General features: G+C 43.6%; 18 protein-coding genes. 2 read left to right on the forward strand and 16 right to left on the reverse strand.

All coding sequences use genetic code 11. From position 1 onward, the window contains the following. Position 1 precedes the first annotated feature (1 nt). The 10 genes from rfbC to J2W55_RS02020 form a co-directional block, all read right to left on the reverse strand. Positions 2–556, reverse strand: a complete 555-nt coding sequence (gene rfbC, locus J2W55_RS01975; protein WP_310091350.1) for a dTDP-4-dehydrorhamnose 3,5-epimerase — start codon at positions 554–556, stop codon at positions 2–4. Between the two features lie 53 nt (positions 557–609). Further along, positions 610–1,695 (reverse strand): mannose-1-phosphate guanylyltransferase, encoded by a 1,086-nt coding sequence (locus tag J2W55_RS01980; protein ID WP_310091352.1) that lies wholly within the window; start codon positions 1,693–1,695, stop codon positions 610–612. Positions 1,696–2,010: 315 nt separating this feature from the next. Then, positions 2,011–3,252 carry a sulfate adenylyltransferase subunit CysN gene (cysN, locus tag J2W55_RS01985; protein ID WP_310091353.1) on the reverse strand — a complete coding sequence of 414 codons (1,242 nt, stop codon included), beginning with the start codon at positions 3,250–3,252 and terminating at the stop codon, positions 2,011–2,013. Positions 3,253–3,338: 86 nt separating this feature from the next. Further along, on the reverse strand, positions 3,339–4,244 hold the full coding sequence (gene cysD / locus J2W55_RS01990) for a sulfate adenylyltransferase subunit CysD (protein ID WP_310091355.1): 906 nt from the start codon (positions 4,242–4,244) through the stop codon (positions 3,339–3,341). Between the two features lie 114 nt (positions 4,245–4,358). Beyond that, entirely contained in the window at positions 4,359–5,297 is a 939-nt protein-coding gene (gene miaA, locus J2W55_RS01995; RefSeq protein WP_310091358.1) for a tRNA (adenosine(37)-N6)-dimethylallyltransferase MiaA, read from the reverse strand. Positions 5,298–5,480: 183 nt separating this feature from the next. Next, positions 5,481–6,140, reverse strand: coding sequence for an IS1096 element passenger TnpR family protein (locus J2W55_RS02000; protein WP_310091360.1), 660 nt, complete (start codon positions 6,138–6,140; stop codon positions 5,481–5,483). Positions 6,141–6,175: 35 nt separating this feature from the next. Further along, a complete protein-coding gene (locus J2W55_RS02005; RefSeq protein WP_310091363.1) occupies positions 6,176–7,594 on the reverse strand; it encodes a CCA tRNA nucleotidyltransferase in 1,419 nt (472 codons plus the stop codon). A 148-nt stretch (positions 7,595–7,742) separates the two neighbouring features. Beyond that, entirely contained in the window at positions 7,743–8,309 is a 567-nt protein-coding gene (locus J2W55_RS02010) for an L-threonylcarbamoyladenylate synthase (RefSeq protein ID WP_310091365.1), read from the reverse strand. Then, positions 8,302–9,291, reverse strand: coding sequence for a lipopolysaccharide heptosyltransferase II (gene waaF / locus J2W55_RS02015; RefSeq protein ID WP_310091367.1), 990 nt, complete (start codon positions 9,289–9,291; stop codon positions 8,302–8,304). The genes J2W55_RS02010 and waaF overlap by 8 nt, the downstream gene beginning before the upstream one ends. A gap of 78 nt (positions 9,292–9,369) precedes the next feature. Then, positions 9,370–10,185, reverse strand: coding sequence for a 2,3,4,5-tetrahydropyridine-2,6-dicarboxylate N-succinyltransferase (locus J2W55_RS02020; protein ID WP_310091369.1), 816 nt, complete (start codon positions 10,183–10,185; stop codon positions 9,370–9,372). Positions 10,186–10,406: 221 nt separating this feature from the next. Between J2W55_RS02020 and J2W55_RS02025 the strand changes: the two genes are divergently transcribed. Beyond that, entirely contained in the window at positions 10,407–10,820 is a 414-nt protein-coding gene (locus tag J2W55_RS02025) for an Hsp15 family ribosome-associated heat shock protein (protein WP_310091372.1), read from the forward strand. Between the two features lie 26 nt (positions 10,821–10,846). Here the strand turns inward: J2W55_RS02025 and J2W55_RS02030 are convergent, their stop codons facing one another. Next, positions 10,847–11,326, reverse strand: coding sequence for a nucleoside deaminase (locus J2W55_RS02030; protein ID WP_310091373.1), 480 nt, complete (start codon positions 11,324–11,326; stop codon positions 10,847–10,849). A 113-nt stretch (positions 11,327–11,439) separates the two neighbouring features. Beyond that, positions 11,440–12,033, reverse strand: a complete 594-nt coding sequence (locus J2W55_RS02035) for an OmpH/Skp family outer membrane protein (RefSeq protein ID WP_310091375.1) — start codon at positions 12,031–12,033, stop codon at positions 11,440–11,442. A gap of 349 nt (positions 12,034–12,382) precedes the next feature. Between J2W55_RS02035 and gyrB the strand changes: the two genes are divergently transcribed. Continuing rightward, positions 12,383–14,341, forward strand: coding sequence for a DNA topoisomerase (ATP-hydrolyzing) subunit B (gyrB, locus tag J2W55_RS02040; RefSeq protein ID WP_310091377.1), 1,959 nt, complete (start codon positions 12,383–12,385; stop codon positions 14,339–14,341). Positions 14,342–14,426: 85 nt separating this feature from the next. On the opposite strand, the gene J2W55_RS02045 is transcribed toward gyrB, so the two are convergent. From J2W55_RS02045 to tamL, 4 genes are all read right to left on the reverse strand, one after another. Continuing rightward, the gene (locus tag J2W55_RS02045; protein ID WP_310091379.1) at positions 14,427–15,332 is read right to left on the reverse strand and encodes a glycoside hydrolase family 43 protein; all 906 of its coding nucleotides are present in this window, start codon (positions 15,330–15,332) and stop codon (positions 14,427–14,429) included. 68 nt (positions 15,333–15,400) lie between these two features. After that, on the reverse strand, positions 15,401–16,363 hold the full coding sequence (locus tag J2W55_RS02050) for a carboxypeptidase-like regulatory domain-containing protein (protein WP_310091382.1): 963 nt from the start codon (positions 16,361–16,363) through the stop codon (positions 15,401–15,403). Positions 16,364–16,500: 137 nt separating this feature from the next. Continuing rightward, entirely contained in the window at positions 16,501–16,944 is a 444-nt protein-coding gene (locus J2W55_RS02055; protein WP_310091384.1) for an aspartyl protease family protein, read from the reverse strand. A 794-nt stretch (positions 16,945–17,738) separates the two neighbouring features. Continuing rightward, positions 17,739–20,006, reverse strand: coding sequence for a translocation and assembly module lipoprotein TamL (gene tamL / locus J2W55_RS02060; protein ID WP_310091386.1), 2,268 nt, complete (start codon positions 20,004–20,006; stop codon positions 17,739–17,741). Positions 20,007–20,008: the final 2 nt, after the last annotated feature.

A 20,008-nucleotide genomic window follows, 5' to 3' on the forward strand; every position in this document is an offset into this window, starting at 1 on the left:
ATTAAAAGCCCAGGTCGCTTATATCTTTCAGAAAAGGCAATTCTTTGTCTTTATCAGATACGTTAAGGGCATCTGCGCTCAGCTGCCAGTTTATGTTCAAAGCCGGATCTGCATAATGCAACCCGCCTTCGGCTGATTTGTTATAATAATTATCGCATTTGTATTGAAAAATCGCAGTATCGCTCAGTACAATAAATCCGTGGGCAAATCCGCGGGGGATAAAAAACTGTTGGTTGTTATCTGCCGACAACAGCACGCTTTGATACTGCCCGTAAGTGGCCGATCCTTTACGCAGGTCAACAGCAACATCCAATACCTCACCTTGTGTTACCCTTACCAGTTTAGCCTGGGCATGTTCGCCTTTTTGCAGGTGCAGTCCGCGCAATACGCCTTTTGTGGAGAAGGATTGATTATCCTGTACAAACTGAACCTCATAACCAACTGCATCATTAAAGGATGCCTCGTTAAATGATTCAAAAAAATGTCCCCGGTCGTCGTTAAAAATACGTGGAGTTAAAATAATAAGTCCCTCAATAGAGGTTGGAGTAATGGTCATATACTTATTTTATTTAATTACTTTAAATGTCTTCGTTTCCTCTCGGCCGGTGCCTAAATATATTTAGCGCCAAATTTGTTTTTTACGTCGGCCACCACCTGTTTTACATTTTGTTCCTGGTCGCGTGGGCAAATGAGCAGGGTGTTGTTTGATTCCACCACGATAAAATCATGCATGCCCTGCAGGATCACCAGCTTTTCGCCGGGTACATTCACCATGCAGTTAGATGAATCATACATGATCACCTTTTCCGAAGGGATCACCGCATTGCCAACATAATCCTTTTCGGCCAGGTCATAAATAGAGGCCCAGGTGCCCAGGTCGCTCCAGCCAAACTCCGAAGGCAGGATATAAACATTATCGGCCTTTTCCATAATACCATAGTCAATGGAAATATTGATGCAATGCTGGTAGGCTTTATGGATATGGGTACGTTCATCAGCCGTGTTGTACACCGGGCGGGCATCCGCGAAGATCTCGTGCATTTCGGGCAGGTGCTGGCCAAAAGCCTTTAAAATAGCACCGGCCGACCAGATGAAGATACCCGCGTTCCATAAAAAGTCGCCGCTTTGAATAAAGGTTTTGGCAATCTCCAGGGTAGGCTTTTCGGTAAAGGTTTTCACCTTGTGAAAATCGTGGTTGATGGTATGGTCGGTATACTGGATATAGCCATAACCGGTATCGGGCCTGGATGGCTTAATGCCCAGGGTGATCAGGCAGTCATGGCTGGCAGCGGTTTGCAATGCCCTTTCAATGGCGCTTATAAAAGCATCCTCGTCCAGGATCTGCTGGTCAGAGGGGGCCACCACAATAACGGCATCAGGGTTAAGGCTTTCTATCTTAAAACAGCCATAGGCCACACAGGGCGCGGTATTACGCATGGCAGGTTCCGTAAGGATCTGCTGATCGGACATATCGGGCAGCTGGCTTTTAACCAGTTTGGTATAACTCTCGTTGGTTACCACATAAATATTTTCCTTCGGGCAAACTTTCAGGAAACGCTCATAGGTGTTTTGTATCAGTGTTTGGCCGGTGCCAAGTATATCTATAAACTGTTTGGGATGCGAGGAGCGGCTTATTGGCCAGAAACGGCTGCCTATGCCGCCCGCCATAATGATCGCATAATGGTTTTTATTCATTTGTGTTTCAAGGGAGTTAATACAAGGTAATGTGCAATAACGTTTTGCGGTGATCTCTTAAAGAACATTGTTGCCGTTTAGTTTGCAAAGGCATCTGACAATAATGCGGCTAAAATACGTTATACATCTCAATTTTGCTATAAAAAAGATTGGTTTCTATCTTATCGCAGCTTCAGGAGGTTATCTTAAAGAAGATTAGTATTAAATAATTATCCCGCCCCAATATATTCAGTTTTCTCCCCCTGGCATAATAAAAGCCATGACAGCGTAAAACAGATCAGCGTTTTGAGTAAACCTCCTTATGGCAGGAGGCTTTTAAAATATAGTTCCGGCAGCTACGGTTTCATTGGTGGCTTCGTCAACCAGTATCAATGATCCTGTAATGCGGTTTTTCCGGTATTCATCAAAAACAACGGGCTGGGTAGTACGCAGGCGTACACGCGCCATCTCGTTCATTTTAATATCGCCGGCGTTTTCAAGCTTTTCCATGGTGTTAATGTCAAGCTTATAATTTACTTCTTTAATAATGGCCATTACCTCGCGGGTGGTATTTTTTAAGTGGTACTTGGCGCCCGGGCGCGGGCCTCTTGACCCCATCCAACAAAGCATCACATCAAGGTCCTGGCTTACCTGCGGCTCACTGTCATCTTTAATGATCATATCACCACGGCTTACATCAATATCATCCTCTAAAGTGATGGATACAGACATGGGCGCAAAAGCTTCATCAACCGGTCCCGAAAAGGTATCGATAGATTTGATGGTTGATGTTAAGCCCGAAGGTAACACCGTTACCTGGTCGCCCGGTTTAAATATGCCACCAGCAATGCGACCGGCGTAGCCCCGGTAGTCATGATACTCTGCCGCGTGCGGGCGAATTACGGTTTGTACCGGAAAACGCGCGTCGGCATGGTTTTCATCACTGCCTATATGTATGGTTTCCAGCGTATGTAACAGGCTCTCACCTTTATACCATGGCATGTTTACTGAATCATTTACTACGTTGTCGCCCTCAAGCGCGCTTACGGGTACATAACGGATATCGTTAACTTCAATTTTACCTGCAAAGGCATGGTATTGTTCCACCACTTTATTAAACGCTTCTTCAGAGTAATCAACCAGGTCCATCTTGTTGATGCAAACAATAATATGCGGTATCCTTAACAGCGATGCTATAAAGGAGTGCCTGCAGGTTTGTTCCACAACGCCCTTGCGCACATCAATCAGTACGATAGCCAGGTTGGCTGTAGATGCGCCTGTAACCATATTACGGGTATACTGGATATGGCCCGGGGTATCGGCAATTATAAATTTACGTTTAGGTGTGGCAAAATAACGGTACGCCACGTCAATGGTAATACCCTGTTCTCTTTCAGACCGTAAGCCGTCAGTAAGTAAAGAAAGGTCAATATGCTGCAATCCCTTTCTTTCGCTCGATTGTTTTACGGCGGCCATCTGATCTTCAAAGATCGATTTGGAATCGTATAATAATCGGCCTATGAGCGTGCTTTTTCCGTCATCTACACTACCTGCTGTTGTAAAACGTAATAGTTCCATAATTTATGTACATAATACGTTGTAGGTTTTAAGTGATGCGTTTTCTTGATATGGTGAAACGCTCTGCCTAAAACATACAACCCATTTTAAAAATAACCTTGTTTTTTTCTGTCTTCCATTGAGGTATCTGAGCGTTTATCATCGCTCCTGTTGCCGCGTTCGGTGCTGCGGGTGGCTGATACTTCGGCTACAATTTTCTCCAGCGTATCAGCATCAGACTCAATGCCGCCTGTAATGGTAATATCGCCCAGGGTACGGAAACGCATCAACTTGTTCTCAATCTTCTCACCATCGCGCAGTACCAGGAACTCAGATGCGGGCAGCCAGGTACCATCACGGTAAACAGCCTCACGGTTATGCGCAAAATAAAGCGATGGGATGGCAATGTTTTCCTGCAGGATATAATTCCATATATCCATTTCGGTCCAGTTGCTGATAGGGAACACCCTGAAATGTTCGCCCATTCTTTTACGGCCGTTAAAAATGTTCCAGAGTTCGGGGCGCTGGTTTTTAGGGTCCCACTGGCCAAACTCATCGCGGTGCGAAAAGAAACGTTCTTTTGAGCGCGCCTTCTCTTCATCACGGCGGGCCCCGCCTATGGCTGCGTCAATTTTATTATTCTCAATAGCATCCAGTAAGGTAACAATCTGCAGTTCGTTACGGCTCGCGTTAATGCCGCTTTCTTCAACAGCGCGGCCTTTATCAATAGCCTCCTGTACCGATCCTACAATAAGCTGTACACCAAGCTCGGCTACCAGGTTGTCCCTGAACGCCATGGTTTCGGGAAAGTTATGCCCGGTATCAATGTGAATAAGAGGCAGTGGAATCTTGGCAGGCCAAAAAGCCTTGCGCGCCAGATGGGTCACAACAATGGAGTCTTTTCCGCCTGAGAACAATATGGCAGGACGGTCAAACTGGGCCACTACTTCCCTGATCACATAAATAGCCTCAGATTCTAATTCCTGGAGATGAGTAAGATAATATTTGTGCATGTTCAATTAAAAACCCGCTAAATCCACCTAAATAGTAGTAATTAGCAATCAAACTGCAATATTAGCAATTTATACGCATTAAATTGGTATCTAATCTAATTTTAAACCTGAAATTTAATCGGTTATATTATTTGCAGAAACAGAGGCCGCTTTGTTGATCATTTGGCTGATAACGTCCGTTTCATTAGCCTGGAACCATTGAAAAGAACTATCTTTCCTGAACCAGGTGAGCTGCCGTTTGGCAAACCGCCTGGTGTTTTGCTTTATCATTTCAATAGCTTTATCCAAACTGGTTTTGCCATCAAAATAATCAAACAGTTCGGTATAGCCCACCGTATTTAAAGCGTTAAGGTGGCGGTAGGGGAGCAGCGCCCTAACTTCGGCCAGCAGCCCCTGCTGTACCATTATATCAACGCGTTCATTAATGCGGTTGTACAATACCTCACGCGGCAGGTTCAGGGTAAGTTTAACTATGTGAAAGGGCCGTTTGTTTACGGTTGCCTGGCGGTATGATGAAAATGGCTTGCCCGAACTTTCAAAAACTTCCAGCGCCCTGATAATCCGCTGTGGGTTGGCGAGGTCAACCTGCTTATAATAATCAGGGTCCACCTGTTTTAGTTTTTGTTGAAGGCCGGTAATGCCTTTTTCTTCCAGTTCAAGGTTTAGCCTTTCCCTTATGGATGGGTCGGCGGTGGGCAGGTCGTCAAAACCTTCGCAAATAGCCTTAATATATAAGCCTGAGCCCCCTGCCAAAATAACATACTGGTGCGTTTTAAAAAGTTCGTTGAGCAGGGCCAGGCCCTGTTTTTCAAAGTCGCCGACAGAAAATGGTTCGGCTATGGAATGCGAATTGATAAAATGATGTTTTACGGCTGCTAATTCTTCGGCATTTGGTTTGGCGGTGCCTATAGACATTTCCCTGAAAAACTGCCTGGAATCGGCCGATACAACATCCGTATTGAAATGTTTCGCCAGCTCAATGGCCGCCGCTGTTTTACCCACGGCCGTAGGCCCGGCAACTACAATAAGCGTTGGGGTGGTGGGTTGGGTCATGGGTTAAAACCGGCTATGAAATTTGTCATTTTTGCGGTACTGTTTAGATTTTATTCAATAAACTTTGAACACCTATCCGCAATTACGCTTTTTAAACAGCTTCCACGCTTTGCTCAGAATGGCAAATTATGTTATTTGCTTTCCCGCAATAACGGGCACAATAAAATATACCGCTAACTGATATTAATAATCATCGCCGCCACCATTGCGATGGGGTCTGTCATCTTCATCAAAGCCTTCGTCATCTGCAAATTCATTTCCAAATTCATCCTCTTCTTCCTCCTCCTCATGTTTTTCTTCGGGCAGATCATCAACCTCGGTGTCAGTAACTTCCGAAAAGTCTTCGGTATCCTCAGGGTTAAAGGCCATTTCGTTCAGAAAATCAAAATCCTCGGTTGTTGGGGGGATTACTGTAGGGTTAAACACGTTGCCAAATTGCTTAGGCGCTTCGCCAACAGATTTAATAACAGCAGGATAAACCGTACCGGGTGTTTCGTCCAGAATGATCTTCATCAATTCTACATGGAAATCAAAGGGGCGGTCGAAATTAAAGGTATAGTAAAATTTTTGATGCGGATCATCAATAAAACTCAGCAGCTTTACATTGCTCATTAACGATACACCGCGGTCAATCCTTTTTTGATTTGGTAAGTAAGTAATTTCCTCGCCCTTTGTCCATTGATCATTGCTGATATAAAAAGAGGAAGGGAATTCTGGATTATAACCGGTTGACTGGTGTATTGCGCGGTGGAGATCCTCGAAGGTTTGATTTGATTTAACATCAATCTCCCGCATCACATCATCATAATCTTCGAAAGTAACCCTGAACCTGTATAGTGCCATTATTTTAGTATAATTTGAAGGACAAAAATAATCTTTTAATTCAAATTTGAGTTTGCTACAACTTTTAAGCCAATTTCTAAACCTTTTGCAATTGTGAAGTTAATGGCAGCCTCGCGCGTATTGGGAATTTCGCCTTCAAGTATGGCTTCGCGTATCTGATTCTTAATAATTCCTACTTCGCGGCCCTCTTTTAAGCCAAAAAGCTGCATAATATCAATACCGGTAACGGGTGGCTGCCAGTTTCTGATGCTATCGCGCTCTTCAACATCTTTTAATTTTTGTTGAACGAGCTCAAAATTGTTACGATATTTTTTAACCTTATATTCGTTTTTTGTCGTGATGTCTGCTTTACACAACAGCATTAGTGCCTCTATGTCATCTCCTGCCTCAAAAAGCAACCTTCGTACTGCCGAGTCGGTAACGATAGATTGCGACAGTACAATTGGCCTTAAATGAAGTTGCACCAATTTTTGTACCTGCTTCATTTTTTCGTTTAACGGCAATTTTAACTGGGCGAATATTTTAGGTACCATGCGCGCGCCCCGGTCTTCGTGGCCATGAAATGTCCAGCCATGGCCGGGTTCAAAACGCTTGGTGGCCGGTTTGGCAATATCATGCAAAATAGCCGCCCAGCGCAGCCAGAGGTCGCCAGTGGTTTCGCAAATATTATCAAGTACCTGCAGGGTATGGTAAAAGTTGTCTTTATGCCCCTTGCCGTCAATGTAATCAACCCCGTACAAATTGGCCATTTGCGGAAATATTCTGTGCAGCAGGCCGGTATCAAACAAATAATTAAAGCCAATAGAAGGTTTTAGCGACAGGATGATCTTGTTCAGTTCATCGGTTATCCGTTCCTGCGATATAATGCTGATGCGTTCCGTATTGTTTTTTATAGCTTCAACGGCCGGGTCATCAATCCTGAAATTAAGCTGCGCTGCAAACCTGATGGCCCGCATCATGCGCAGGGGGTCGTCAGAAAACGTTTCGGCAGGGCTAAGCGGTGTCCTGATCAGTTTTTGCTCCAGATCGGCTATGCCGCCAAACGGATCAAGCAAATTTCCAAAAGTATCCGGGTGCAGGGATACGGCCAGCGCGTTGATGGTTAAATCGCGGCGTTTTTGGTCGTCCTCCAGCGTTCCGTCCTCTACAATAGGTTTTCGGGAGTCAAGGCGGTACGATTCTTTGCGTGCGCCTACAAACTCTATCTCCAGGTCCTGGTATTTGAGCGATGCCGTGCCAAAGTTTTTATATACGGCAAGTTTTACCTTTAACCTGGCGGCAACAGCCTCGGCAAATGTTATCCCGTTACCAATAATTACAATGTCGATGTCTTTTGACGGGCGGTTTAAAAAGATATCGCGCACAAAGCCACCTATAGCATAAACCTGTAAATTATGCTGAGCTGCGAGTTTTGATATTATAGAAAATACGGGGTGCTGCAGATGGGCTTTCATAACTGTGATAAAACTTTAAATTTTAAGCGCTAAAACCTAAATTTTAAGTTCTAATTTTAACTACAAAGGTAAGATTAATTCAAAATTTAAGTTTTAAATGTTAAAATTCTCAAATTTTGCATCTTTTTTGCGTGTTTTAAAGCACTTTTTATCGTCTGATGAACTCAAACCGTCCATCGGGCGCCAGCTTCATAATTGTTGACGGATTTTTTATTTCTTTACTGTGCTGGTCAATGTCAACAACATAATCAACCCCGTCAATGATCTCCTGGTCAACCTGCGAAAAATATGAAGGGGAGGGTTTACCACTAATATTTGCCGATGTGGATACCAGCGGTTTACGCAGTTTTTGGATCAATTGCTGGCAAAATTCACTGGTGGTAACCCGGATTCCGATACTGCCATCTGGCGCTATTAAAGCCGGCGATATGTTTTTGGCGCCGGGCATTACCAGGGTCAAAGGGTTTTCGGCGTATGCTATCAGCTCATAAGCCAGCGGATTAACCTCGCGTACATAACTTTCCAGCTTGTTTTCGGTATCCAGTAAAATGATCATGCTTTTGGCTTCATCGCGCTGTTTAAGGCGGTATATCTTTTGCACGGCCTCGGTGTTGGTTGCATCACAGCCAATACCCCAAATAGTATCTGTGGGATACAGAATGATCCCGCCTTCCTGTAATACTTTTAAAGCTTTGGCAACCTCGTCTCTAAGCATGATCTATGTATGATTTTAATGCGTTAATAATTTGTAACTCGTCCAGTAGCTCCATGCACCTGGGTACACCATAAAGCTTACAGGTGTTGCGTACGCAAGGTTCGCAGGGTAGATTACCATAACGTAATACAGTTAAATTTTGTTTGTTATAAGGGGCTGTATTGTGTTCATTGCCGGCACCAAATAACGCAATAACAGGAACTCCTACACTGTTGGCCAAATGGGCCGGACCCGAATCAGTAGTTAATACAGCGGTGCTTTGAGCCATTAGGTTACACAAGCCTGGCAGGTCTGTTTTGCCTGCATAGTTCTCCAATCGAGCGGGATTTTTAGATCCGTTAATGAGCTGATTTACAAATGTTTCCTCCTTTGGTGAACCAACAAGGCAAAACGTGGTATTGGTAAAAGCGTCGGTTAATTTATCAAGTAAGATTTGGCCCTTATCTAAAGGCATTCTTCGCGATGAAGCCTCAGAATTAAAATTGACCAGTACTCTGTTTGTTCGCTTAATGGATTGTGTTACAGTATTTAATTTAACCTGTTTGTTAGCTAAAGCTTTGCCTGTAAATTGTTCAAGTAAGGAGATGTATTCATCAACCCGATGTGCTTTAACAGGTTTTTTATACGAATTGGTTAGTAAAAAAAAACCGCCTTCCTTACCATAGCCTATTCTTTTTTTTGCCGATGTAACCCAGGCCATTGCTGCTGATGAAAGCGATTGCGGCAGGTTAAAAAAAAGGTCATATTTAGCATGCCTTAATTTTTTGCCAAAGCGATAAACACCGCCCAGGCCGCTGAATTCCTGTTTGGAGAATGGATATATCTGTGTTATTCCAGGTATAAGCTGTGCTATATCGTACAACTCTTTTTTGATGATCACATCAACTTGTGCATCAGGATAAAGCTGCTTTACCGCCGCGACGAAGGCTGTACTCATTACCACGTCGCCAAGCCAGTTGGGCAGCCTTATCAGTATTTTCATATGTTGAGATATGAGATGTGAGATATGCGATTTGCGTTAACTAAAAAGTATAGCCTCAAATCTGATATCTCACATCTATTAAACAGCTACATTATTCTCGCGTAAGGCGTCGTTCAATGATGTTTTTTTATCGGTTGATTCTTTACGGGTACCGATGATCAGGGCGCAGGGTACCTGGTAGTCGCCAGCCGGAAACTTTTTAGTATATGAACCCGGAATAACTACCGAACGTGCCGGTACGCGGCCTTTATATTCGACCGGGGTTGAGCCGGTTACATCAATAATTTTGGTTGATGCTGTTAAAACCACATTGGCACCAAGCACCGCTTCGTGCTCTACATGCACACCTTCAACCACAATAGCGCGTGAACCAATAAAGCAGTTATCCTCAATAATAACAGGAGCTGCCTGTAAGGGCTCCAATACACCGCCGATACCTACACCGCCACTCAGGTGCACATGTTTGCCTATTTGCGCACATGAGCCTACAGTTGCCCAGGTATCAACCATGGTACCCTCGTCAACATAAGCACCAATATTTACATATGATGGCATCATAATAACACCCTTTGCCAAAAATGCACCATAACGCGCAATACCATGCGGAACCACGCGTACTCCTGCTGCTTTATAATCGGTTTTTAGCTTCATTTTATCATGAAACACAAAAGGGCCGACTTTAATTTCGCTCATTTCGCGGGTAGGGAAGTATAGTACTACTGCTTTTTTGATCCACTCGTTAACATGCCAGCGTGAACCAATTGGTTCTGCTACACGTATCTCGCCTTTATCTAGCCGTTCAATAACGGTTTCTATGGCGTTGGTATATTCATTATAATTCAACAGATTCCGGTCTTCCCAGGCATCTTCTATCAGTTTTTTAAGATCTTGCATTGGTAAAATTAAACTTTTGGCAAATTAAAGGAATTTTAGGGAGAAATGCTTTTAAATTACCCAATGAGCTTAATTCTTCGGGGTTTACTTGTTAATTTTTATTTGCTCATTTATTAATGACTATCCCAAAAGCTTGTAAAGCCTGAATGGGTTTGGTATTTTGGCCTTAAGGAAATCCAGATTGCGTAAGATTTTATAATTTTGGAGCTGACTTTTAATTTATGCCCGAAAAAGAAAAACTTAGGATAGATAAATACCTGTGGGCCATCAGGCTTTTTAAAACCCGCACACTGGCCTCTGATGCCTGCAAGGCCGGGCGTGTAAAGCTTGATAGTAAAAATATCAAGGCTTCGCATGAGGTGAAGATCGGTGAAACTTACCAGGTATCAAAAGGTACGGAACGTAAGGTGATCAGGGTAACCGGCTTGCTCGAAAACCGGGTGGATGCGAAAAAGGCAGTTGATTTTTATCTGGATATGACCCCGGTTGAGCAAACGCAGGCGTTTAAGTCAATGTTTCATGCGCCTATGTTAAAACGCGACCGCGGTGCCGGTCGCCCCACTAAGCGCGACCGACGTGAAATAGATGACCTGAAAGACGACTTTTTTGAGAAGAAGGATGAGGATGATAATTAAGGACATACGTCTTCAAATAAAACAAATCAATAATCTGTCTTATTTTCTGTTGCTTCCCAAAGTTTGAAAGCCGGCAGGGCTTCATCGCGAAGTAATTGGACAAAACCCAGTTTGCGGTCACTCATTGGGCTCCCCAGTTCATCGTAAATAAAATGGTCGTTAAAACCAATAGCTGCGGCATCCGCTTTGGTATTGGCATAATAAACCTTATCTATTCGTGCCCAGTAAATAGCGCCCAGGCACATAGGGCAGGGTTCGCAGCTGGTATAAATTTCACAGCCGGTTAAATCATAAGTACCCAGCTCCTGACAGGCCAGGCGGATCACTGATATTTCGGCATGTGCAGTTGGATCATTGGTTGGCACTACCCGGTTAGCGCTACGGGCTACAATCATTCCATCTTTAGCTATTACGGCGCCAAAAGGGCCGCCTAAGTTTTGTTTTACGTTGTATTCAGATAGTTCGATAGCTATCCGCATGAATTTTTCATGTACTGTGTTTTCCATATTATCCTAAAATTAAAAAACCTCAACCGAAGTTGAGGTTTTTTTTGTTCGAATCAGAATTTAAAATTTTGATGGTCAAAATATTTACTTTCATTCTGAAATACGCGCATTTATTATTTTTTTTCTTTAGTATAGGCGTCATTCAGTCTTTTAACCACATCAGCAGTAACATCTAATGAAGCATCGCCATATAATACTGTTGGGTTAGCTTTTGAATAGGTTAGCACCAGTTTATAGCCTTTTTCCTTAGCATATGCCTTGGTAAATTCCGCAATTTTATCATAAAGTTTTGATGCCTCAGATGCCTGGTCATTTTGAAACTGAGCGGTTGCATTTTGCTGATAACCCTGCAATTCCTGTTGTTTGCGTTGCAGGCGCTGCTCTGTAGCCTGGCGCTGATCAGCAGGTAGTGTAGCTGCATTCTTTTGATATTCAGCAACTTCACGTTGAAAAGCCTGGCCTTTTGCAGCCAGATCGCCCTGGGCCGATTTGCCTTTGTCGTCAAGACGTTTATTCACATCTTTTGCGTACTCATATTTACTGTACAAAGTATCGGAATTGATGTATACAACGGTTTCTTTACCGTCAGGGGCAGTAGCTGCCGTGGCTGGCTTGTCGGCGGTTTTATTTTGGTTGCAGGCGGCTATGCTCCCGGCAATTAATATCCCAAATGTAAATTTTGTTAAAATTGAAGCCTTAGTTTTCATCTAATTAATTTATTTTTTCGTGTTTATTTTTAGCTGTTTTTGCGCAAAAACAGTATCGTTTTTTTAATTTTTAACAAATTTTTGCATGTAATTATACTATTTATAAAGCACATACAAAGGTTTATCTTTTTTAAGTAAATTTTGACAAAGATAATCTTTCATTACAAGTATCCTAATCAGATATGCAGATTCCGGGTGGGTAAATACGCACCTGTTAAGCTTGTTGTTTTTTAAAATACAGGCTTATGCAAGTTGCCCGGATATCTATCCACATCCTCATTTTTATCCACAAGTAGTCGTTAATTTGGAGTTAATTTCGTATTTTTGAAGGTTGTTGTATTAAATAAATATGAGCGAAGAAAATCAGGACAAATCCAATTATTCAGCAGATAATATACAGGTATTAGAAGGTTTAGAGGCGGTACGTAAGCGCCCGTCAATGTACATTGGTGATACAGGCGTTAAAGGTTTGCATCACCTGGTGTATGAAGTTGTTGACAACTCTATAGATGAGGCGCTTGCCGGCTACTGCGATGATATAAAGGTTACGATACATGAGGGAAATTCAATCACGGTTGAAGATAATGGCCGCGGCATCCCTACAGGTATCAATACCAAAGAAGGCAAATCGGCACTTGAAATAGTAATGACCGTTTTACATGCCGGCGGTAAATTTGACAAGGATACTTACAAGGTATCAGGCGGTTTGCATGGTGTGGGTGTAAGTTGCGTTAACGCGCTGTCAACCCACGTTATAACCGTTGTGCACCGCGAGGGAAAGATATTTACCCAGGAGTATGAGCGCGGAAAGCCGATGTTTGATGTAAAAGAGATCGGTGTATCTGATCGTACCGGTACTATACAAACCTTTCAGCCCGATCCCGAAATATTTACACTCACCACAGAGTATAAATATGATACCCTTGCAGGCCGTTTACGCGAGCTTTCATTCCTTAATAAAGGCATCCGTTTAAGTTTAACTGACGAGCGTATCCCTAATGAGGACGGTACTTTCCCGTCTGAAGAATTTTTATCGCAAGGTGGCTTGCGCGAATTTGTTAAGTTTTTAGACGGTACCCGCGCATCCATCATTCCGGAGCCCATTTACCTTGATGGGGTAAAAAACGGCATCCCGGTTGAACTTGCTTTTCAGTATAATGATACTTACTCTGAGAATGTTTTCTCGTATGTAAATAACATTAACACTATTGAAGGTGGAACACACGTTGCTGGTTTCCGCCGCGGTTTAACCCGTACCTTAAAGGCTTATGCCGATAAATCGGGCTTGCTGAAAAACATGAAGATTGAAATTACCGGTGATGATTTCCGTGAAGGATTAACTGCCGTAGTTTCGGTAAAAGTGCAGGAGCCCCAGTTTGAAGGGCAAACCAAAACCAAATTAGGCAATAACGAGGTAATGGGTGCCGTAGATATGGCCGTAGGCGAAATTTTAGGCAACTTCCTGGAAGAAAATCCTAAAGAAGCCAGGCTGATAGTGAATAAGGTAATACTTGCCGCTACGGCCCGCGCCGCCGCCCGTAAAGCTCGTGAACTGGTACAGCGCAAGAGCGTAATGACCGGCTCAGGATTGCCGGGTAAACTGTCAGACTGTGCCAATAATGACCCTGCCCTTTGTGAGATATACCTGGTGGAAGGTGACTCGGCGGGTGGTACCGCCAAACAGGGCCGCGACCGCGAATATCAGGCTATTTTACCTTTAAGAGGTAAGATACTGAACGTGGAAAAGGCCATGGAGCACAAGATATATGAGAACGAAGAGATCAAGAACATGTTTACCGGTTTGGGCGTTAGCCGCGGTACACCTGAAGATGATAAGGCGCTTAACATTAGTAAACTGCGTTATCACAAGATCATTATCATGACGGATGCTGACGTCGACGGATCGCACATTACTACGCTGATACTCACTTTCTTCTTCCGCTATATGAAAGAGCTGGTTGAGGCCGGTTATGTTTATATCGCTTCGCCGCCATTGTACCAGGTAAAAAAAGGTAAAGAATCTGAATATTGCTGGAACGATGTGCAGCGCGATGCCGCTATACAGCGTTTAAAAGGCGCTGGTAAAGAAGATAGCGTACATGTACAGCGTTACAAAGGTTTGGGCGAAATGAACGATACCCAGTTATGGGAAACTACCATGAACCCTGCTACCCGTACATTAAAACGCGCGACTATTGAAAATGCAGCCGAGTGCGACCATACCTTTAGTATGCTGATGGGTGATGAAGTTGCCCCGCGCCGCGAGTTTATTGAGCGCAACGCTAAATATGCCAAGATAGACACATAGGATTGCCGTCCCTTTACGGGACGACTTTAAATATTTTAATGCCCGGCTTTAAGTAAAGCCGGGCTTTTTTTTATTAATACAATAGTTATCCGCCAGCATTTGTAATGCCTTCTGTAGTCATTATTATGCGTTTCATGGTGCCATCTGTATTGTAATACAGGTGGTCAATACAAACCGAGCGCCTGTGGCTTCCACCCCCTTTAAGTGCGCCGTTATGATAAAAGAAATAATTTTCCCCCTTGAATTCAATAATGGCAGGACGGTTAGTTTCGCAATTTCCTGCAATTTCATTAAGTATGCCTTTAAATTCCCAGGGGCCGTTTATATCCCTGCTCATGGCATAAGCAACTTTTTCGGGCGAGCCATATCCGTAAGCAAGATAATACCAGCCATTTGCTTTGTGCAGGTGCGCGCCTTCCATAAAATCAGGAAGCGAAACCGTATGAACAGGCCCATCAAGGCTGGTCATGCTTTTGTTTAACCTGGCGTAGTAACACGTTAACCGACCCCAAAAGATGTAGGCCTGTCCGTCATCGTCAATTAAAACAGTGGGATCCATATTGGCCATTTCATTATCTGTAGGCGGGAGCATATCCTGCGAAATCAGTGCGTAGCCCAAAGCATCGGTGAACGGCCCGGCCGGGTGATCAGCAACAGCAACTCCTATGGCTTTTCCTTTGATGGTAGCATGCGTAACCGCCGCATACCAATAAAATTTGCCGTCACGGCTTATTATTTTGGAAGCATAGGCGTCACCGCTTGCCCAGGCAAAATCTTTTGCTTTTAACGGGACCGGATGTTCTTTCCAGTTCACCATGTTATCCGACGAAAAACATAGCCAGTCATTCATCACATAATCATTTACACCTTCGGGCGGTTCATCGTGCCCGGTATACAGGTAAACGGTGTTATTATGTACAATAACGCTTGGATCGGCTGTATATTTATGCCTGATGATAGGATTGCCAACAGCTAATTCATAATTTTCCATACGGTCATGCCCGCATCTTTCATGCCGTAGTTAATATTTTATCAGGTGACAGCGGTTTTTAATAAATATCAATTATTCAGGTAATCGCCCAGCGCCTTAAGATACGTATCATCAATATCGCTGCTACTATTATCTGCTACAAACTTGTCTACCTTATCACTTTGGCTGGAAAAAATTGTCTTAATGGCCTTTTTCTTTAAAGCAAGCTTTTGAGGGGCACCCTGCTTCATTACTACGTAATAGTTGCTTTTATCAATATAAGCATCATAATTATGACCGGTTGACATTAGGCCATTGCTTGAAAAGTTAGCTTTTTCAAATATAGTACCTAAACTTTTGTATATGTTTACGTTTTTACCTGCTGTAATAACTTCTACATAATGCGCTTTATCTATCACCGGCACATTTTCAAAAACTACCGGGATGTGTTTTTTATCAAACAGGGTAAAGCTTTTAACCTGGTCCCTGTTAACTTCTATCGCGGTACTCTTGTTAGATGTCATCAGCAACTCACCGTTAATTTTATCATAATTAAAAAGATAGTGCTTATCCTGAACTATTGTGCCCTTATTATCAATAACATAACCATGCATCCAATCGTTAAACAAATAACGGCTGCCCTGAACTTCGCCGGTGCCCGATTTTGCCGTGATCATAGCTAAAGCGTCTATCGTTTGTGTGTGTGATTCAAAGAACGGGTTATTCGGGTTGTTAAAATTAAGTGCTTTGTCGGTATTGCCTGATTCGCCCGGGGTTAATACAATATTTATACTTGCCGCATTATCAACTTTTGCGGTTGTAGTTTTATAACCGGAACATGTTATTGCCAGGGTAGCGGCCAAAGAAGTGTTGAGTTTAAACATTCCGACAGAATCGGTATAAGTAGAATTTTGAGTTTTTTGATCGCTGATGAAGGCAAAGGATATAGGCTGGCCCTGCTCATTTTTTACAGTGCCTGTTGCTTCAATATTTTGCGCGAGGCCGGCTTTTGTCAAAAAAACAAAGGTTAGGTAAAAGAGAAATTTTCTCATAAAAATTATTAATTGTGATACACTAATTTAGGGTATATTATTATATAAGATAAGCTCTTATTAAAAAAAAATAATATGCCATAGCAGCGGCGTTTGAAGTTGACGCTTGGGGTGAGCAAATGAGTAAATGTTTGGTATCAGCGCTTACTAAAACGGGGCTTTTTTAGTTTGAGCACCTGCTTGTTATAATCAATAACCGCGCGATATTTCATCAGTATATCGCCGCCGAGTACACCCAGCACCTGCGGGTGCCCCATCTGGCTATAGGCTATGTTAATGGTCGACAGATCTAAAACCGCTACCTCAAAATCATGTATGGGCATATCACCAACGAACATGCCGCTTATAACAGCTGTGAACGATTCCATGCTATTAGTTCCCAAACCAGTTGATAATCTGTCGCTGGCCAATATGGAGGTTGTTTCGTTGGCCTCAAAAAGCGTGGCGCGGTCAAATGCTGTTTTTGAAGCGCCGGTATCCAGTACCATGATAAAAGATTTCCCAAAAAGAACAACCTCTAACAAGGGATGAAAGCCGTCGTCATGCAGGTCAATGATCTTTAGGGGAATAGATGTAGTCATGCGATAATGATAGTGAAATTATTCAGAATAAAAAAGTGCGTTGCTGAAGAGGTGCTTCACTCGGTTACACCTGACGTATAAAAAAAGTCATTCTATGTTTTTAAAATCTGCGGACTTTGAAAGTGGAATGACACAAAAAAGGGATGTCATCCTGAGCGATAGCGAAGGATCTTCTTCGCCAGGCTAAACGCCGGCTACCCATAGACGGACGGGCCTGCCACCCTGAGCCTGTCGAAGGGCGCGCGTAGAGGCCTTCCCCGCTATCCTTCGACAGGCTCAGGATGACAACACTCCCCGCGCGTCATTGCAATGACATGTGAAGAAAACGCTGTTCTTTCCTACCGTCAGCAGAACAGCTTCGGGTGAAAGCAGGCAGAACATGGTGGACTGTGCGGCTGGAAGGGGCATTAGCAATTTTGCCTGAAGCGCAGGCCCATGGGCGAACGAAGTAGCGGCGAAATTTAGCAGCCCGTGGTTCTGCCTGGTTTGCAGGGCAAAGGCTATGTGCGGTAAAGAAGCATTTCTGGTGACTTGATGTTTGGTTACTTTGTATCAAGACAAAGTAACAGCCTTAGCGGCAATTGAGCGCTTTGCGATAGGCATATTGGCCTTGTATAGCTTAGAGATTGCTTCGTCCCTCGCAATGACGTGTTGGGAAGTTGATGCTTTTATGGCGACGAGGTAACAGCGGCAATCGAGCGCTCTGCTAAGAGCTTGTTTGCTCTGTATAACATGCGGTTGCCACGCTGCGCTCGCAATGTGAAGAATTTGCTTTGACAGTATTTTTGATGTCATTAAAATGGATAGCCTATGGCCAGATTAAACACCGCGTAGCGCGAATTAAAGCCCCAGCGCTGGCCGGCTGGTAAATATGGTGTACGCAGCGGATAACCCATATCGGTACGCAATACCAGTACAGAGAGGTCAAAGCGCAAACCAAAACCGGCATCAACCGCAAGGTTATTTAAAAAGCTTTTTGTAAAACCGGCTCCCGGCCGGGTACTATTGGAATGCAGCAGCCAAATGTTACCGGCATCAACAAACAGGGCGCCCCGCACTATGCTAAACAGTTTTGGGCGGTATTCCACATTGGCTTCAACTTTTATATCGCCCGATTCATCAGGCAGAAAATCACCGGCTTTAACATCACTTCTGGGGTCATATGATCCCGGACCCAGTGAGCGTGCCTGGAAACCACGCAAGCTGTTTGGTCCGCCAATAAAAAACTGCTGACTGTATGGTAGCTGGGTGGAGTTTCCGTAAGGCAAGCCAACGGCTACTATGAGCCTGCTGGCAAAGGAACTGGCTGGCCCGGTTTTATGGAAATATCTAAGTTCATTTTCCAGTTTTACATATTGATTAAACACGGCGCCAAAAAGTTTCTTCACCTTACCAGCGGTGGTATCGGCACCGGTTACCAAACCATATATGTTGTTTGATAAACTTACTTTGCCATTATAGTACAAGGTATTGGTGCGGTAATCCTCGGTAGTGTTGGTGAAAGTATAGCTATAACTTGGACCTAAGATAAATTGCTTTTCAATAACATGCCGCAACGCCGGATTGTGCGTGTTTTCTATACTATCCGTATAAAGCTTTGATACACTTTGAGGGTTAACAAACATTAAATTAAATACATTGAGCTCATGCGTTCGGTGAACGTTCTCTTTCCATTGATAACCAAACGAGGCGTTAAATGAATTTAAAGTGTACAGCTTTTGCCGGTTAACCAATGTGTACCCCAGGGTAAAGTTGGTATGCGGAATGTAAGCGTTATCGGCCTTGGGGTATATGGGACTGATAAAGCGCGGCCATGAAAGGGTAGTTTGTATACCCGCCTGGTAAACATTAAAGCCGCTGTTGTTACCGCCTACCTGTACATCGGTGCTACCAAACAGCGTTACTTTTAATGCCTCACCGCCTTTAAACGCGTTACGGTGCAGCCAGTTAACATTTACCTGCGTGCCGGTGTAATTTGCCGATGTGGTACGGCCCAGTATTTCCAGCTGTAATGATTTCTTTTTGTAGGGTGTTAAAAAATAATAAACATCAAGCTTCGGCGAATCGGGGGTTACGTCCTCGAACCTGTTTTTTACAAACTTGTATGGGCCAAGGTTAACAAAGCGGTTTAATGAATTATTGTGAGCTGTACGGTTATACACCTGGTTAGGGCGCATTAAAACGGTATTGGCAAAAATGTAACTGTTTACGGTTTTCCTTTTCTCCACAATATTGTACCAGCGATATTTTTGAGCTTTGTCAAGGTTAAGGGACGTGTCGCGCAGGGAATAGCTCGGGAATACATAAATATCGCGGATGGTATAAATTTCCTGGGCCCGTTCGGCTATATCATTCTTAACGGCCACAAAAATATCAACCTGGTGACCAGCAATGGTGCTATCAACCCTCATGATCAGGTCTTCGGGTGCAAAAAAGTAAAAACCCTCTTCTTTAAGGCGGGCGTCAATGCGGATGCGTTCGTTTTTAATAACATCAAGATTGTAGTTATTGCCCGGCTTTAAAAATGTTTGTGCAGCGGTACCCGCAACGGCTGTATCAATACTGGTATTGCCCGGCGGAAAAATTACCTTTCTTATTTTATACGCCGGCCCGGCAAGGGCGGTGTAAACCGCTTTGGCAGTTTTGCTTTTAGGTTTACTTACGGTATCGCCGCTAACCTGCGCCTGGAAATAACTTTCGTTTTGCAGCCTGTTTTGTAATATGCTGCTGTTTTTTTCCAGATCAACCGCGCTGGCTAAAACAGGGGGCTCGCCAAATTTGGTGTTGAGCCAGTGGGCAAAGCCTTTTGTTTTTTTAGTGCGGGTTTTGTTATAGATCCATAGTTTAACCCGCAAACCCAGTATGGCGCTATTGGGTTTTGGGCGCAATAATGTTTTCAAATCATCAGTTAGTACGTCGGCATCACCTTTTTTTATATCCTTATCCTGAATTTTTACCTGGCCGCCGGTATACAGTTTCTGGCCCGGGAGCAGATACTTGGTATTACTGCAGGCGCTCAGCAAAACAGATAGTATGAGTATATATTTAAAGTGCTTGGTCATAA

The sequence above is a fragment of the Mucilaginibacter pocheonensis genome (assembly GCF_031456535.1).
Classification (GTDB): Bacteria; Bacteroidota; Bacteroidia; order Sphingobacteriales; family Sphingobacteriaceae; genus Mucilaginibacter; species Mucilaginibacter pocheonensis.

What these genes read in the sequence shown, in the direction of transcription:
- rfbC (WP_310091350.1), bottom strand. Translation starts at nt 556, where the DNA reads ATGACCATTACTCCAACCTCTATTGAGGGACTTATTATTTTAACTCCA.
- J2W55_RS01980 (WP_310091352.1), bottom strand. Translation starts at nt 1,695, where the DNA reads ATGAATAAAAACCATTATGCGATCATTATGGCGGGCGGCATAGGCAGC.
- cysN (WP_310091353.1), bottom strand. Translation starts at nt 3,252, where the DNA reads ATGGAACTATTACGTTTTACAACAGCAGGTAGTGTAGATGACGGAAAA.
- cysD (WP_310091355.1), bottom strand. Translation starts at nt 4,244, where the DNA reads ATGCACAAATATTATCTTACTCATCTCCAGGAATTAGAATCTGAGGCT.
- miaA (WP_310091358.1), bottom strand. Translation starts at nt 5,297, where the DNA reads ATGACCCAACCCACCACCCCAACGCTTATTGTAGTTGCCGGGCCTACG.
- J2W55_RS02000 (WP_310091360.1), bottom strand. Translation starts at nt 6,140, where the DNA reads ATGGCACTATACAGGTTCAGGGTTACTTTCGAAGATTATGATGATGTG.
- J2W55_RS02005 (WP_310091363.1), bottom strand. Translation starts at nt 7,594, where the DNA reads ATGAAAGCCCATCTGCAGCACCCCGTATTTTCTATAATATCAAAACTC.
- J2W55_RS02010 (WP_310091365.1), bottom strand. Translation starts at nt 8,309, where the DNA reads ATGCTTAGAGACGAGGTTGCCAAAGCTTTAAAAGTATTACAGGAAGGC.
- waaF (WP_310091367.1), bottom strand. Translation starts at nt 9,291, where the DNA reads ATGAAAATACTGATAAGGCTGCCCAACTGGCTTGGCGACGTGGTAATG.
- J2W55_RS02020 (WP_310091369.1), bottom strand. Translation starts at nt 10,185, where the DNA reads ATGCAAGATCTTAAAAAACTGATAGAAGATGCCTGGGAAGACCGGAAT.
- J2W55_RS02025 (WP_310091372.1), top strand. Translation starts at nt 10,407, where the DNA reads ATGCCCGAAAAAGAAAAACTTAGGATAGATAAATACCTGTGGGCCATC.
- J2W55_RS02030 (WP_310091373.1), bottom strand. Translation starts at nt 11,326, where the DNA reads ATGGAAAACACAGTACATGAAAAATTCATGCGGATAGCTATCGAACTA.
- J2W55_RS02035 (WP_310091375.1), bottom strand. Translation starts at nt 12,033, where the DNA reads ATGAAAACTAAGGCTTCAATTTTAACAAAATTTACATTTGGGATATTA.
- gyrB (WP_310091377.1), top strand. Translation starts at nt 12,383, where the DNA reads ATGAGCGAAGAAAATCAGGACAAATCCAATTATTCAGCAGATAATATA.
- J2W55_RS02045 (WP_310091379.1), bottom strand. Translation starts at nt 15,332, where the DNA reads ATGGAAAATTATGAATTAGCTGTTGGCAATCCTATCATCAGGCATAAA.
- J2W55_RS02050 (WP_310091382.1), bottom strand. Translation starts at nt 16,363, where the DNA reads ATGAGAAAATTTCTCTTTTACCTAACCTTTGTTTTTTTGACAAAAGCC.
- J2W55_RS02055 (WP_310091384.1), bottom strand. Translation starts at nt 16,944, where the DNA reads ATGACTACATCTATTCCCCTAAAGATCATTGACCTGCATGACGACGGC.
- tamL (WP_310091386.1), bottom strand. Translation starts at nt 20,006, where the DNA reads ATGACCAAGCACTTTAAATATATACTCATACTATCTGTTTTGCTGAGC.